This window comes from Agrobacterium sp. ST15.13.013, assembly GCF_027956525.1.
GTDB classification, from domain to species: Bacteria; Pseudomonadota; Alphaproteobacteria; order Rhizobiales; family Rhizobiaceae; genus Agrobacterium; species Agrobacterium salinitolerans.
Genome location: NZ_JAQKGP010000018.1, coordinates 92,448 through 106,436 on the forward strand (window position 1 = coordinate 92,448; position 13,989 = coordinate 106,436).

Here is a 13,989-nt window from a genome sequence, read left to right on the forward strand (position 1 = left end):
AGGATTGAAGCGGGACGAGGGCATGGTTTCCGAAAGGGTCCAGTGGGCACGCAAAACACACGCCACCTCTCGCCAGGCAGTATTATCACTCCGCGGCATCATCTGCTGCGGAGGGACGGGTTGGCTATTCCGCAGCAAGCGAATGCTGCGCTGTTTCCGAGTTTCCGTGCTCTGTCGAACCCATGTCTGCCTTGGGTGGCTTGATGCGGAACCATGCAGCATAGAGCGCCGGCAGGAAGAGCAGGATGATGAGCGTACCCACCGCCGTTCCGCCGATAAGCGTGTAGGCCATCGAACCCCAGAAAACCGAATGCGTCAGGGGAATGAAGGCTAGGACCGCGGCAAGCGCCGTCAGGATGACGGGCCTCGTTCGCTGCACCGTGGCTTCGATAACGGCATGATAGTCGTCCAGACCCGCGGCCTTGTTTTCCTTGATCTGCTCGGTGAGGATCAACGTGTTGCGCATGAGGATGCCCGCCAGGCCGATAAGACCCAGGATCGCGTTAAACCCGAAAGGCTGGTTGAACAGGATCAGGGTCGGCACGACGCCTGCAAGACCGAGCGGTGCTGTCAGCATCACCATCGTCATCGTCGACAGGCTGCGCACCTGAAGGATGATGACGATCAGGGTCGCTGCGATCATCAGTGGGAACACCTTCACCAGGGCGGTATTCGCCTTGAGGGACTCCTCGATATTGCCGCCCATCTCGATTGTGTAGCCAGCAGGCAGAGATGCAATGAGTGGCTGAAGAGCGGTCATCACCTGTTGCGAAACCTCCGGCGGTTGCGTCGCCTCGTTAATGTCGGATCGGACCGTCACCACAGGCGTTCTGTCACGGCGCTTGAGGATCGGTTCTTCGAAGCGCACCTCCGTGTGGCCGATCTGATCGAGGGGGATCGCACGGCCGTCTCTCGTCACGAGCGAGAAGTCCCCGAGTCTGGCAGGATCGAGGCGGATTTCGCCGGCACTTCTCGCCACGACAGGAACGTTTCGGATGTTCTCACGGACTTGCGTGACGGGAACGCCACTCAGCAGGAGCTGTATCTGCTGGGCAGCCTCGGCGGACGACATGCCGATGAGGTTCAGGCGATCCTGATCGGGAACGAACCGGACAACGGGTGTTCGATTACCCCAGTCACGGTTGGCATTTCTGACATCAGGTACCGAGCTCATGAGAGCAAGTGCCTGCTCGGAGATTTTGTACAGCTCTTCGGCATCCGGTCCTTTGATCCGAAACTCGACGGGGAATGGCGTGTAGGGGCCAAAGACGAGTTGCGTCACGCGGACGAATGCCTCGGGCGCCAGCCCTTGCGCAACGGCTTCCCGAAGACGCAGTTTCAGCACCTCACGCTCATGGGCGTCGGATGTCAGCACAACGATCTTCGCGAAGGCAGGATCGGGCAGTTCGGGCGACATGGCGAAGAAGAAGCGGGGGGCGCCCTGGCCGATGTAGCTGGTGGCGATCTTCGCTTCGGGTTGCTGCTTCAACCACGCCTCGAGTTTCTTGACCGTGGCGGTCGTCGTTTCGATGCTCGTGCCTTCTGGCATGCGGACTTCGACAAGAACCTCAGGACGGTCCGATGTGGGGAAGAACTGCTGCTTCACCGCACCCATCCCGACGACCGAAAGCGCCATGACAACGCCAACAATGGCGCAGGTCAGGAACTTGTGCTTGACGGTGAATTCAATCGCACCGCGCAGGCGTCTGTAGTTCGGCGTATCGTAAATCGCATGATGGCCGCCTGCCACCGGCTTGATATCGGGCAACAGCTTTACGCCGAGATAGGGCGTAAAGATCACCGCCACGAACCAGGAAACAATCAGTGCGAAACCGACGATCCAGAAGATATTGCCCGCATATTCACCCGCTGCAGAGGCGGCGAAACCGACCGGCATCAGGCCGATAATGGTCACAAGCGTTCCCGACAGCATCGGTGCCGCAGTGTGGCTCCAGGCATAGGCAGCCGCCTTGATGCGATCCATACCCTCTTCCATCTTCACGACCATCACCTCGATGGCGATGATGGCGTCGTCGACCAGCAGGCCAAGTGCCAGGATCAATGCACCGAGCGTGATGCGGTCGAAGAAGCGCCCTGTCTCGAGCATGATGATGAAGACGACAGCAAGCGTCAGAGGCACGGCCAGAGCCACCACGATGCCCACCCGCCAGCCGAGCGCAATGAGGCTGACGAAGAGCACGACGCCGAGGGCCATGGCGAACTTCACCATGAATTCACCCACCGCCGCGTCAATGTTGACGGCCTGATCGCTGACCTTCGTCAGCGTTATGCCAAGGGGCAATGATTGTGCGATCTGGCTCGAGCGCTCTTCAAGAGCCTTGCCAAGCTCCAGACCATTCCAGCCCTCCTGCATGACCACGCCGAGCATGATGGCCGGCTCGCCGTCATGACGGATGACATAGCCTGCCGGCTCCTGATAACCCCGGCGTACCTCAGCAATGTCGGAAAGCTTCAACGCGCGGCCGGAAGCGACGATGGGCGTATCAGCGATAGACTGAACACTGTCATAGGCACCGTCGAGGCGAATGAAGACCTGCGGACCCTGCGTATCGATCGAGCCAGCGGGCGTAACGGTATTGCGCCGTTGAAGGGCTGCGGCAATGTCCTGAGGAGATATGCCGAGCGTGGCGAGTTTCTCATAGGAGAAGTCTACGAATATCTGCTCGGGCTGTTCGCCGAGAATGTTGATCTTCTTCACGCCGGGAACATGAAGCATGTCCTGCCTGATCTTTTCCGCTTCCCGGACGAGATCGCGCATCGGCATGCCCTGCGCCTTGAGAGCGTAAAGGCCGAAGCTGACGTCGGAGTATTCGTCGTTCACGAATGGTCCCAGAACACCCTGCGGCAGGTTTCTGGCTTCATCGCCGAGCTTCTTGCGCGCCTGATAAAATTCTTCAGCGACGGCGCTTGGCGGCGTATTGTCCTTGAGCGTGACGGTAAGATAGGCAAAGCCGGGGCGCGTCGTTGTCTCGACCCGGTCGTACCAGGCCAATTCCTGAATGCGCTTCTCCAGCGGCTCGGCAACCAGATCCTGCATCTCGCGCGCGGTTGCGCCCGGCCAGACAGTCGTGACAGTCAATGTCTTGATGGTAAAGGAGGGGTCTTCGGCGCGTCCCAGCTTGACGAAAGCATAGACGCCGGCAAGCGACAGAAGGACGATGAAGAACAGCGTGACGGCGCGTTCGCGAACCGCAAGGGCGGACAGATTGAGGTTCATCAGTTTGTCACCTCTTTTGTCCCAACGCTGGTGCGAACTTGCGCTCCATCCTTCAGAAGATGTGCGCCAAGCGCAACGACCTCCTCTCCCGGCTTGACGTTAGTGACGACCACTTTCTCTTCGCTTACCCGCTCTACTTTCACATCACGAAACTTCACGACGGACGATTGCTGATCGATCACCCAGACACCAGTGCGCGTCCCGTCATCCAACAGGGCGCCTATCGGCAGTTCGGCGTGGTTTTGCGCATCCCTGTTCTCGATTTCGATGGTGACGGTCGCCCCCAGTGGAGCATTGGACGCGGCCCCTTCAAGCACCCAGCGCGTTTCATAGGTGCGGGTCTGCTGATCGGCAGAATCGGAGATCTGGCGCAGCTTGGCCTTTTCGGCATTGTTTCTGCCATAAACCGATGCGGAAGCCTGAACTCCAATGTCAGGACGCATGGTTTCGGGTAACCAGACAATGGCTTCGCGCGGACCAGACTTCGCGAGCCGGACAACCGGCTGCCCGGCGGTTACCACCTGGCCCGGCTCACCGAGCGTCTCGACAATGGTTCCATCTGCATCGGCAACGAGAACCGCATATTTTGCTTCGTTCTCCGCGACATCGGCGTCAGCCTGAGCGGCGGCCAACTGTGCCGTCGCCGTATCCAGCAGGGCCTTCGATCGTTCATATTGCTGCGTCGAGGCAGCAGAGGTCTTCACCAGCACGGCAAAGCGTTTCTCATCGGCTTTCGCTTGGACAAATGTCGCCTGTGCTGCGATGACAGCGTTTCGCTTGGCGGTCAGAGCAAGACGAAGATCGGTCTCGTCAAGCCTCATCAATGGCTGTCCAGCGCTTACCTGCTCCCCGACGTCGACAAAACGTTCAACGATCTTTCCGGGAACGCGAAAGCCGAGATTACTCTGGACCCGGGCACCAACGGTTCCGGTAAAGCTGCTGCTCGAATTGCCAGGAAGCCTGGCCGTCGCGAGGTTGACCAGTGGCGCCAAAGTCCGGGGATCGGCAGCCTTTGCCTCGGGTGCCTGCGTCGGAAGCAGCAGCGCTGCGGCTCCGCCTGCGGCCAGCGCCAGCACTGCTGCTGCAGTGACAACAAGTTTCCGTTTCATTTCATCGCCCCTTCTTGACGGCCATCCTGAAAATATTAGATTGCACTCTAACTCTAAAAGACATATAGATGTCAAATGAAATCTAATTGGAGGTCCACATGCGAGTGAGCCGTTTACAGGCAGAGGAAAACCGGGAACGGGTGATCAACGTCGCCAGCCGCTTGTTTCGAGAGCATGGTTTCGACGGGATTGGCCTGAAAGACCTGATGAAGGGTGCGGGGCTCACCCAGGGTGGATTCTACAAGCAGTTCGCATCCAAGGACGATCTTGCGGCGCTTGCATCACGGCGTGCTCTCGAGAGCGCCACGAGAAGGTGGTCTGATGCCGCAGCAGACACGTCGGATCCGCTGGAATCGATCATCACCTTCTACCTTTCCAAAGACCATAGTGGCGAGAAGGCAGAAGGATGCCCGCTCGTTGCTCTCGGCTCCGACGCTGCGCGTCAAACCGCCGAAGTTCGGCGCCCGTTTGAAGACGGTATCCGAGCACACTTCGAGGTGCTTGAAGAGCTTATCGGAGAGGGTGGCGATAAAGCTCGAAGCGAAAAGGCCATGGCAATATTGTCCATGATGGTCGGTGCGGTGACGCTGTCCAGGATCATTGGGGATGAAGCGCTTTCGACGAGTGTACTCGATGCGGCAGCGAGCGAGGTCCGGCGCATTGCTGGCCGCGATGGCGGCTAACGGATGGTTTTTGGATATTCGTCGCCGATAGCTGTCACAGCTCGGCCGTAGCCCCACGCTATCAGAAGAGAATAGCGCGAACCGCATGTCCCAAGTTCACGACCGGTCATTCGGTCGGGTGCCGAAGGCATGCCAAAATTTTGATCGTTAACAGGTGGAAATGCAAATGCGTCGTGTCGTTGTCACGGGAATGGGAGCCGTCAGCCCCCTTGGTGCAAATGTCGATATCTCCTGGTCCCGGCTTCTTGCTGGCAAAAGCGGGATCCGACGGCTGGGCGACGACATCGTCGGGGATTTGCCTTCAAAAATCGGAGGCGTGGTCCCTTCCCTGGCTGAAGATCCTGAAGGAGGATTTGATCCTGACAAGACCCTGCCCTCGAAGGATCAACGTAAGGTCGACCGCTTCATCATCTTTGCGCTGGCGGCGGCGGAAGAGGCTCTCGCACAGGCGAACTGGAAGCCAGCTTCCGAAGAAGGAAAACTGAGAACGGCGACAATCATCGCATCGGGCATCGGTGGCTTTCCCGCGATAACGGAGGCGGTGCGTACCGTCGACCAACGCGGCGTCCGCCGCCTCTCGCCCTTCACCATTCCATCCTTTCTCGTGAATCTCGCTGCCGGACAAGTCTCTATCCGGCATGGTTTCAGAGGCCCGCTGGGAGCGCCGGTGACGGCATGCGCCGCCGGCGTTCAGGCGATTGGCGATGCAGCGCGACTGATCAGGTCCAATGAAGCCGACATTGCGGTTTGTGGCGGAACCGAGGCCTGTATGAACATTGTCAGCCTTGGTGGTTTCGCAGCGGCAAGATCGCTATCGACAGGCTTTAACGAGACCCCGGCCAAGGCCTCACGTCCTTTCGACACCGCCCGCGACGGCTTCGTGATGGGTGAAGGCGCAGGCATCCTCGTCATTGAAGCGTTGAGCCACGCCCTTGCTCGTGGTGCGACGCCGATTGCCGAACTCGTCGGGTACGGCACGACAGCCGACGCCCACCACATTACCTCAGGCCCAGAGGACGGAAGCGGCGCGCGCAGGGCGATGGAGATTGCCATCGCCCAGGCGGGTATCGCCCCGCACGAAATCGGCCATCTGAACGCACATGCGACTTCGACCCCGGTTGGAGATCTCGGAGAGCTCAGAGCAATCAAGAGCCTGTTCGGCCAAAAGAAGTCGATCGCCGTCAGCGGCACGAAGTCGGCGACGGGGCACCTGCTGGGGGCCGCCGGCGGCCTTGAGGCTATTTTTTCGATCCTGGCGCTCCAGCACCAGATCGCGCCCCCGACCTTGAATCTCAGTTCACCAGACCTTGAGGCCAATGGCATCGACTTTGTCGCAAACGATGCCCGACCTCTCGATGTTGAGTATGCGATATCCAATGGCTTCGGCTTCGGTGGGGTCAATGCAAGTGCAGTGTTTCGACGCTGGCCGAAGAGAGGCAGTCGAACGCCATTGGCTGACTAGCCCCCGCGCGTGGTCACCTTTGAACAAAGTCTCCACCAGGACACTCCCGCTATGCAACCAACGACTGTCGTTTCACCACCCGGCATAACGCTCCTCAAGCCAAGGATTGCCGTCATCGGCGTCGGCGGTGGCGGCGGCAATGCTGTCAACAACATGATCATGCACGATCTCGAGGGTGCGGAGTTTATCGTTGCGAACACCGACGCCCAGGCTTTGTCGATGTCAAAAGCGCCACGCCTTGTCCAGCTTGGCCTGACCGTCACGGAAGGACTTGGTGCCGGATCACTGGCTGACATTGGACAGGCGGCAGCCGAAGAGTCGATTGATGAGATCATGGACCACCTCGACGGAATGCATATGTGTTTCGTGACGGCGGGCATGGGGGGCGGAACGGGAACAGGTGCCGCACCCGTCATCGCCCGTGCTGCGCGCAAGGCGGGCATACTGACAGTCGGCGTCGTCACCATGCCCTTCACATTCGAAGGTACGCAGCGAATGCGAACAGCGCGGCAGGGAATCGAGCGTCTCAGCGAATGCGCAGACACGGTGATCGTCATCCCCAATCAGAATCTGTTCCGGGTTGCCGATGCGAAGACGACCTTCGCGGATGCATTCGAAATGGCAGATCATGTGCTGCATGCCGGGGTCAGTTCCGTCATCGATCTGATCGTCAAGGAAGGATTGATCAATCTCGACTTCGCCGATGTAAGGTCAGTCATGCGTGACATGGGCAGAGCGGTCATGGGTACGGGCGAGGCAACGGGAGACGCCCGCGCCCGACATGCCGCCGAGGCAGCAATTGCCAATCCGCTGTTCGATGAAGCGTCCGTCAGGGGAGCAAGAGGCCTTCTCGTCTCGATCTCCGGCGGACCGGACATGACCCTTTTTGATGTCGACGAAGCGGCAACACGTGTTCGCGAGGAGGTCGATGACGACGCCAATATCGTCGTCGGCGCGACATTCAATGATGCGCTTGAAGGGCGGCTGAGAGTTTCAGTCGTCGCCACAGGTTTGAGGCAACCGGCAGAGGTGATCCACCTTTCGGAGCGAATGGCGTGATACTCGCTCATACTGTGGGGCCTGCGCGCCGATTTGTAAAATTGATGGCCATGGAGATTTGAAATGTTGAAGCGTTTTCGAGAAAAATGGCGGTCGTGGGAAGATGCCGTCCTGGGTATCGACGATCCGCAGGGAGACTACCTCGCCACACTGGAAAAACGGCTGGCCCGGATGGAGACTGAAGTGGCTGGATTAAGTGCTCAGTCCCGCGAGGAGGTTGTGTGGGAAGACGGCCGCGAAAATAAAGGGTGATGGCTTTATTTCCTGCAAATCAGCCACCAGTGTCGGCGCGCACGGCCAATGCCAGGCTCACGCGGTGGAGGGTTCGCTGAGCATCCGACATAGGCTGAGGGCATTCAGCATCCGGCCAACCTTTTTCGCCAGTGCATCTTCAAGTTCCTGAAGACTTTCAAATGCCATTACAAGGCGCTCACTTCCATTGTCGGTGAGCAAAAGTCTTCGCGCCCTGCGATCATCGACATCCACGGACATCGTCACCAAGTTCTCCCTCAGCAGAGGCTTGAGATTTGAAACGACGGTTGAGTGGTCAAGACCGAGAGCAAGCGAAACCTCCGATATTCTAGGGGAACCTGCCTCGCCAATCGCTGCAAGAAGAAATATCTGCTCTGCGGTTAGTCCTATCGAACGCAATGCATCTTTGACCTGGCGGGAAATGATGCGGTTCGTCCGCTGCACGGCAAAGCATAGGTCCCCGGCAAGCTGGTTTTCCACCATTTCAGCTTTTATCGATCCTTGATCGGAAACATGGGTTTTGAACACCTGCACGGGCTCCGGTCTCACGCTCGGAAGTGATATTTTAGATTGCGAATGAACTCTATATAATTTAGATTTCGAAACCAATCTATTTTCAAATTCTGAGAACCGGTTGCGAACCCCGGCCTTGGGAGCGGAGCAGAGCCTCGGAGAACTTTTTAGGATCAGCCATGGCCGATATGCCGGACAGCAAAAATTCTCACGTTTCAACAATTTCACAGAAGACACCATATGGAATTCTTCATGGAGCAATCACACCCGCGCTGTTCCGGCTGGCATTGCCCACGGTCGTCGTTCTCGTGGTCCAGACCTTTGTTGGGGTCGCGGAAACCTATTTCGTCAGTTTCCTTGGGACCGAGGCTTTAGCAGGTGTGACCCTCGTCTTTCCGGTCCTCATGCTGATGCAAATGATGTCGAATGGCGGAATTGGAGGCGGAGTTTCCTCAGCCGTGGCGCGAGCGCTGGGTGCCAACCGCCACGCTGATGCCGATGGGCTCGTCTGGCATTCGATTGTTCTGGCCACAGTATTCGGAGCCATTTTCTCAGTCGCTGCAATCCTCCTTGGACCTCTGCTCTACCGCTCAATGGGAGGGACGGGAGAAACCCTGAAGGCCGCCCTCATCTATTCAGGAATTGTGTTCGCAGGCTCCATTCCGATCTGGATCACGGCTTTGCTTTCGGCAGCCCTGCGGGGCGCTAGCAACGTGAACGTGCCTGCACTCGTCATCATCTCCGGCGCGTTCCTTCTCCTCGTCCTGTCGCCGCCGTTGATTTTCGGCTGGGGGCCCTTCCCGCAGCTCGGCGTGGCAGGCGGAGGCGCTGCGGTCTTCATTTATTATCTGATCGCGGCACTGGTGCTTGCCCTTTACCTGCGCTCGTCAAGCAGCCCGCTAAAGCTCAAAATTGTGCCGCTGCAAGGTCGACTGTTCAAGGACATTCTGGGTGTCGGCCTGCCTTCCGCTGTCGGCACGATCCAGGTCAATCTGACGGTTACTTTCGTAACGGCAGCCGTTGGCCACTTCGGCGCAGATGCGATTGCGGGGTTCGGCATCGCATCGCGGCTTGATTATCTGCAAATTCCCATCATCTTCGGTCTTGGAACCGCTATCGTCACCATGGTTGGGATTAATATCGGAGCGGGCCAGATCGAGCGCGCCCGCCGGGTCGCCTGTGTTGGCGCAGGTATTGCATTTGGCATCACGCAGACAATCGGCATTCTCGCCACTCTGTTCCCCATGATTTGGATGAGATTGTTCACGGCAGATCCGGATGTGCAGCAGCTAGGCTCGCAGTATCTGCAAATCGTCGCACCGGCCTATGGTGCGGTTGGATTGGGACTGGCACTTTATTTTGCAAGCCAGGGACTGAAGCGTGTTCTTCTTCCGGTTCTTGCCGGAACAGTCAGGATGATCCTGGCTGCTTTCGTCGGGTGGGCTTCGGTGATCTGGTTTGAGGCGAGTCTCAATTCCCTTTTCCAGATCGTGGCGGTGGCGGCCATCGCATACGGTGGATTAACGGCCGTCGCCGTGCTGCCGCGCCGCATTTTCCATCTTGGCAGGCAACAGGACGTTCAAACTGCCCGGTAGAGACGTCGAGTGCCCAACCAGAAGATCGCCATCGCAAAGGCGTCAACCGGTTGGTTCTCACCGCTGGCTTCGAAAATCATATCAAGATAGACGGAATTTCACCGCTGATGAACTGTCGACAACACGTGTCACCCCAGTCAACAAGCTTGCCTGTACTGCTCCGCCTGCGACAGGCAAGCAGTTATGTAGTTGTAGTTCAGAAAGACGATCGCACGATTAGCTCGAAACTGTTCTGGAACGAGTTGCAGGCGCTTTTGGCAATGGGGATACCCAACGAATTCTGGCCATACGTTCGAACGGAGGTGCTCTCAATGATCCACCACAGCGACCTACCGCCTGGAACGGTTCTCTTTGCCAGAAAAAACAGGCGTGGCGACGTCCTAAGCGTCGTCTCGTGGCGCGCTAAAGGCATCGATACCGAGATTTACACGTCGATTGAACAGGCTTTGGCTGCCGTGAATGCCAAAGATGCCTCGAAGAGGTCCTACGCTTAGACTTTGGCCAACGATATTGTCCGTTGAGATTGATGTGCTCCTATCCGAGCGGCGAGACACGGGCCAACAAATCTGGCAATAGCGCTTTGCCTCGCGGTGAGAGTTCGGCAGCCGCCTCGGCAGCGACCGGAATTCTTTGCACCAGGCGCAAAGCGAGTAGCGGCCTACATAGTGAATTTCGTCTGAGTATTTCCGTGGGCGACAGGCCGTGCAGCGGCCGAGACCGGCAATCTGACGGTTCACGCTTCACAGACCCGACACATCGCCGGTCCCCGCCGGCTCCCGACGGTCCTATCCTCCTGCAGCACAGACAGGAGAGAACGAAATGCGTGGAGCGGATATTTTGGTGGAAATGCTCATCGGTTACGGGGTCGACACGATTTTCGGCGTCCCGGGGGACACCAACGTTCCTCTCTACGAGGCCCTTCAGTTGCGTGAAGACAAGATTCGTCATGTCATGGCCCGCGATGAGCGTTCAGCCGGCTACATGGCTGACGCCTATGGGCGGTTCACCAATAGACCGGGGGTTTTCGAGTGCCCCTCAGGCGCGGGCGCGATGTATTCGCTGCCCCCGGTCGCCGAATCGAACGGCTCGTCCGTGCCAGTAATCCTTCTCACCATCGACATCCCGCTTCCCGGCGAAGGCCGCGGCGTTCTGACGGAACTCGACTGCGCTAAGCTCTTCGAGCCGGTGACGAAACTGTCCGTTCAGGTGAAATCGCCGGAAAAACTGCCGGAAATCATCCGCCGGGCTTTTCGTGTCGCATGCTCCGGCAAACCCGGCGCCGTGCATCTGCAAATTCCGGAGGACATGCTGCTTGCCGAAGTGGACCCGGGGCGGATCTCCCTTCATGTCGAAGAGGAATGCCGCACCTTCCCCGCTTACCCGACACTGCCGCCGCGCTCGAAGCTGGAGGACCTGCTCAAACTTCTGGCCAGGGCCGAGAGGCCGCTGATCGTGGCAGGCGGCGGGGTAAACCGCGCGCGTGCCGGCGACCGGATCACGCAGCTTGCCGAAAAATACAACGTGCCCATGTGCACGACAATGACCGGCCAAGGCGCCATTGACGACGACCACCGCCTCGCCATCGGCGTCATCGGCGACAACGGCTTTCATCCCCATGCGAACTGGGCGCTGGAGCATTCGGATTTCACGCTCTTCGTTGGCTCGCGCATCGGCTCGGTCGTCACCATTGGCTGGACCTTCCCGCGGATCACCCTCAATCGCCGTCTGGCGCAGATCGATATCTCCCCGGAAATCATGGCGAACAACTATGAGAATCTGCTGTCCATCCAGGGCGATGCCCTGTTGGTTCTGGAAGAACTCCTGACGCTGGACGCTGCAATAGAACCCGCCCGACACGAAGCGTGGATCGGCAGCCTCAATGATCGTCGAAAGGTTTTCTGGGAGCACGCCGAGGAAGCGCTTTCCGACGAGCGGGTTCCCTTGCGGCCGGAGAGGGCCGTACGTGCCTTCAATGAGGCGCTCCATGACTCCTGCAAGCCGGCTTTGATCTACTCCGACGCCGGCACGCCGACGCCCTACATGACGCGCTTCCTTAAAATCAATGATCGTGAAACGCGTTTTGCCATTCCGCGCGCCTTCGGTGGACTCGGTTCGGCACTTCCCGCCACGGTCGGAGCCTGGCGGGCCGATCCATCCAAGAGGCCGATCGGTCTCTTTGGCGACGGATCGTTCGGCATGACGGTCGGCGAATTGGAAACGCTGGTGCGCTTGCAGGTACCGGCAATCCTTATCCTCTTCAACAACGGCACATTCGGCTGGATCAAGGGCCTCCACCGGCTCAAAGGTCACAATCAGTGCTTTGGCGTGGACTTTCTGGCGCCACGCGGTCAGGCAATCGCGGAAGCCTATGGCCTCAAGGCATGGACAGCCAAGACAGGTTCGGAACTCGATGCCGCACTCGCAGCCGCCTTTACCCATGACGACGGACCGTGCTTCATTGACGTTCACGTCGAATCCATCGCCGACCGAGTGCCGCCGGTCTATTCCTGGCTACTGAAGCGGGGAGAAGATCCGCTTGAACCGAAGCCCATAGAAAAGTCCTATTTTTGACTTAAGGGATGCGTCAGAGGTAGGAATTGCCGCCGGCGCGCGAATTCGGTAGCAAACCAGTCGCGGAAGATCCGCACATTGGCCGAGTTCATCCGCGCCTGCGGGAAACAGAGATAAATGCCCTCGCCCGATGTCTGAAGCCTGCTTAGAGCGGGGTTCAAAATCCCCGCGGCCAGTTCGGTGCGCACATGGAATTCGGGAACGATTGCCAGTCCCATACCGTTGATGGCGCATTCGAGGATCATATCGAAGTTCGGCAGGCGCGGGCCATAAATGCGGCTCTTGTAGTGCACGCCTGCACCCCGCAGCCAATGCAGCCACAGGCTCGGGCGGCTGGAATTCTGGATCAGCGGATATTCCAGCAGCGCCTCGTCGTTCGGGAGACCTTGCAGCGGCATCAGCTTCGGCGCGCCAACTACAACCAATTCCTCGTCGAAGAGCAGCTGGCTGCGCGCTCCGCTCCAATTTCCGGTGCCGCGCAGAAACGCCAGATCCAGCTCGGATGTCGCAAAATCGAGATCGTGACGGCAGGGATAAACCTCGAACCATGTCTGGGGATGCGCGGCTGCAAACGCGGTCAGCATCGACGCGCCCCAACGCCGCATCAGTGTCGGCGGAAAGCCGATCTTCAGCATGCTCTGTGCTTTTCGACCGCGGACGGCATCGATGGAGACATCTTCCAGCTTATCGAGAAGGCGCGAAATCTCATCATAATACCGCGTGCCCTCCTCCGTCAGGATCAGTTTAGGCCCGGCGCGCTCGAACAGGGTAAGACCCAGAAAATCTTCAAGGTTTTTTATTTGCCGGCTGATGCCGCTTTGGGTGATCCCCATGTCCTCGGCCGCCTTGGTAAAACTCAAGTGACGCACGGATGCATCGAATGCATGCAGGGCACTCAAGGATGGCAGAAAACGGCGCATGACGAAGCTCCTGTTGGGATCATGAATAAAAGTCATGAAGAACCCATTTTTCAATGCTTTTCTTTGGGAAAGTTTGAACGCAGTCTTTCCACAAAAGAAAGTGGGAACGACATGGACTACGGCGACAGCATTGACCGCAATCTGCTCAGCATCCTGGAGGAAAACGCACGCGTGCCTGCCAGTGAATTGGCCCGACGTGTCGGCCTCGCACGATCGAGTGTCCAGGAGCGCCTCGAGCGGCTGGAACGCCGCGGCGTCATTCTCGGCTATCGTGCGATCGTTGGTCGCCGCGAGATCGATCAGAGCGTTTCAGCCTATATCTTCATCACCACCGCCATGCGCGCCACGCAAAGGTTATTCGTGGTATTGCGCGGCTACCCGGAGATCTTGACAGCCGATGCGATCAGCGGCCCGGCAAACATCCTCTGCCGTGTGAACGTCAATTTTTTGGAAGATCTGGAAGCCCTGATCGAAGAGCTTGCCCGGATCGAGGAAATCGAGAGCGTGACCTATTCGGTCGTGCTTTCCAATAAAATCAATCGCGACAACGCATTGATCGCCCGCAAGGCGCAATAGGGAACGAATAA

Annotated in this window: 11 protein-coding genes; 7 read left to right on the plus strand and 4 right to left on the minus strand. The window is 58.3% G+C overall.

From position 1 onward, the window contains the following. Nucleotides 1-124: 124 nt before the first annotated feature. Together PL597_RS18220 and PL597_RS18225 are read right to left on the minus strand one after the other, a co-directional pair. Nucleotides 125-3,238, minus strand: a complete 3,114-nt coding sequence (locus PL597_RS18220) for an efflux RND transporter permease subunit (protein ID WP_271365884.1) — start codon at nt 3,236-3,238, stop codon at nt 125-127. After that, nucleotides 3,238-4,347, minus strand: a complete 1,110-nt coding sequence (locus tag PL597_RS18225) for an efflux RND transporter periplasmic adaptor subunit (RefSeq protein ID WP_077984683.1) — start codon at nt 4,345-4,347, stop codon at nt 3,238-3,240. Before PL597_RS18225 ends, PL597_RS18220 begins: the two co-directional genes overlap by 1 nt. A 98-nt stretch (nt 4,348-4,445) precedes the next feature. Here PL597_RS18225 and PL597_RS18230 point away from each other — a divergent pair, with 98 nt between their 5' ends. The 4 genes from PL597_RS18230 to PL597_RS18245 all read left to right on the plus strand — a co-directional run bounded on the left by PL597_RS18230 (nt 4,446) and on the right by PL597_RS18245 (nt 7,803). Further along, the gene (locus PL597_RS18230; RefSeq protein ID WP_142913339.1) at nt 4,446-5,030 is read left to right on the plus strand and encodes a TetR/AcrR family transcriptional regulator; all 585 of its coding nucleotides are present in this window, start codon (nt 4,446-4,448) and stop codon (nt 5,028-5,030) included. A 166-nt stretch (nt 5,031-5,196) separates the two neighbouring features. Then, complete coding sequence (fabF, locus tag PL597_RS18235) at nt 5,197-6,492, plus strand: beta-ketoacyl-ACP synthase II (protein ID WP_269827144.1); 1,296 nt, start codon at nt 5,197-5,199, stop codon at nt 6,490-6,492. 51 nt (nt 6,493-6,543) lie between these two features. Next, on the plus strand, nt 6,544-7,551 hold the full coding sequence (gene ftsZ / locus PL597_RS18240) for a cell division protein FtsZ (RefSeq protein ID WP_271365886.1): 1,008 nt from the start codon (nt 6,544-6,546) through the stop codon (nt 7,549-7,551). Between the two features lie 63 nt (nt 7,552-7,614). Beyond that, on the plus strand, nt 7,615-7,803 hold the full coding sequence (locus PL597_RS18245) for a hypothetical protein (RefSeq protein WP_269827142.1): 189 nt from the start codon (nt 7,615-7,617) through the stop codon (nt 7,801-7,803). 57 nt (nt 7,804-7,860) lie between these two features. Here PL597_RS18245 and PL597_RS18250 read toward each other — a convergent pair whose 3' ends face one another. Then, nucleotides 7,861-8,331, minus strand: a complete 471-nt coding sequence (locus PL597_RS18250) for a MarR family winged helix-turn-helix transcriptional regulator (RefSeq protein WP_269827141.1) — start codon at nt 8,329-8,331, stop codon at nt 7,861-7,863. Nucleotides 8,332-8,495: 164 nt separating this feature from the next. Between PL597_RS18250 and PL597_RS18255 the strand changes: the two genes are divergently transcribed. Continuing rightward, nucleotides 8,496-9,911 (plus strand): MATE family efflux transporter, encoded by a 1,416-nt coding sequence (locus PL597_RS18255; RefSeq protein ID WP_271365888.1) that lies wholly within the window; start codon nt 8,496-8,498, stop codon nt 9,909-9,911. Between the two features lie 819 nt (nt 9,912-10,730). Next, the gene (locus tag PL597_RS18260; protein ID WP_271365890.1) at nt 10,731-12,482 is read left to right on the plus strand and encodes a thiamine pyrophosphate-binding protein; all 1,752 of its coding nucleotides are present in this window, start codon (nt 10,731-10,733) and stop codon (nt 12,480-12,482) included. Here the strand turns inward: PL597_RS18260 and PL597_RS18265 are convergent. After that, nucleotides 12,473-13,402 (minus strand): LysR substrate-binding domain-containing protein, encoded by a 930-nt coding sequence (locus PL597_RS18265; protein WP_271365892.1) that lies wholly within the window; start codon nt 13,400-13,402, stop codon nt 12,473-12,475. The two genes, PL597_RS18260 and PL597_RS18265, sit on opposite strands and share 10 nt — an antisense overlap. 111 nt (nt 13,403-13,513) lie before the next feature. Here PL597_RS18265 and PL597_RS18270 point away from each other — a divergent pair, with 111 nt between their 5' ends. Continuing rightward, the gene (locus PL597_RS18270; RefSeq protein WP_077984673.1) at nt 13,514-13,978 is read left to right on the plus strand and encodes an Lrp/AsnC family transcriptional regulator; all 465 of its coding nucleotides are present in this window, start codon (nt 13,514-13,516) and stop codon (nt 13,976-13,978) included. The last annotated feature ends 11 nt before the right edge of the window (nt 13,979-13,989 follow it).

Excerpts from the sequence above, each read along its gene's own strand:
- PL597_RS18220 (WP_271365884.1), bottom strand. The coding sequence starts at position 3,238 with ATGAACCTCAATCTGTCCGCCCTTGCGGTTCGCGAACGCGCCGTCACG.
- PL597_RS18225 (WP_077984683.1), bottom strand. The coding sequence starts at position 4,347 with ATGAAACGGAAACTTGTTGTCACTGCAGCAGCAGTGCTGGCGCTGGCC.
- PL597_RS18230 (WP_142913339.1), top strand. The coding sequence starts at position 4,446 with ATGCGAGTGAGCCGTTTACAGGCAGAGGAAAACCGGGAACGGGTGATC.
- fabF (WP_269827144.1), top strand. The coding sequence starts at position 5,197 with ATGCGTCGTGTCGTTGTCACGGGAATGGGAGCCGTCAGCCCCCTTGGT.
- ftsZ (WP_271365886.1), top strand. The coding sequence starts at position 6,544 with ATGCAACCAACGACTGTCGTTTCACCACCCGGCATAACGCTCCTCAAG.
- PL597_RS18245 (WP_269827142.1), top strand. The coding sequence starts at position 7,615 with ATGTTGAAGCGTTTTCGAGAAAAATGGCGGTCGTGGGAAGATGCCGTC.
- PL597_RS18255 (WP_271365888.1), top strand. The coding sequence starts at position 8,496 with ATGGCCGATATGCCGGACAGCAAAAATTCTCACGTTTCAACAATTTCA.
- PL597_RS18260 (WP_271365890.1), top strand. The coding sequence starts at position 10,731 with ATGCGTGGAGCGGATATTTTGGTGGAAATGCTCATCGGTTACGGGGTC.
- PL597_RS18265 (WP_271365892.1), bottom strand. The coding sequence starts at position 13,402 with ATGCGCCGTTTTCTGCCATCCTTGAGTGCCCTGCATGCATTCGATGCA.
- PL597_RS18270 (WP_077984673.1), top strand. The coding sequence starts at position 13,514 with ATGGACTACGGCGACAGCATTGACCGCAATCTGCTCAGCATCCTGGAG.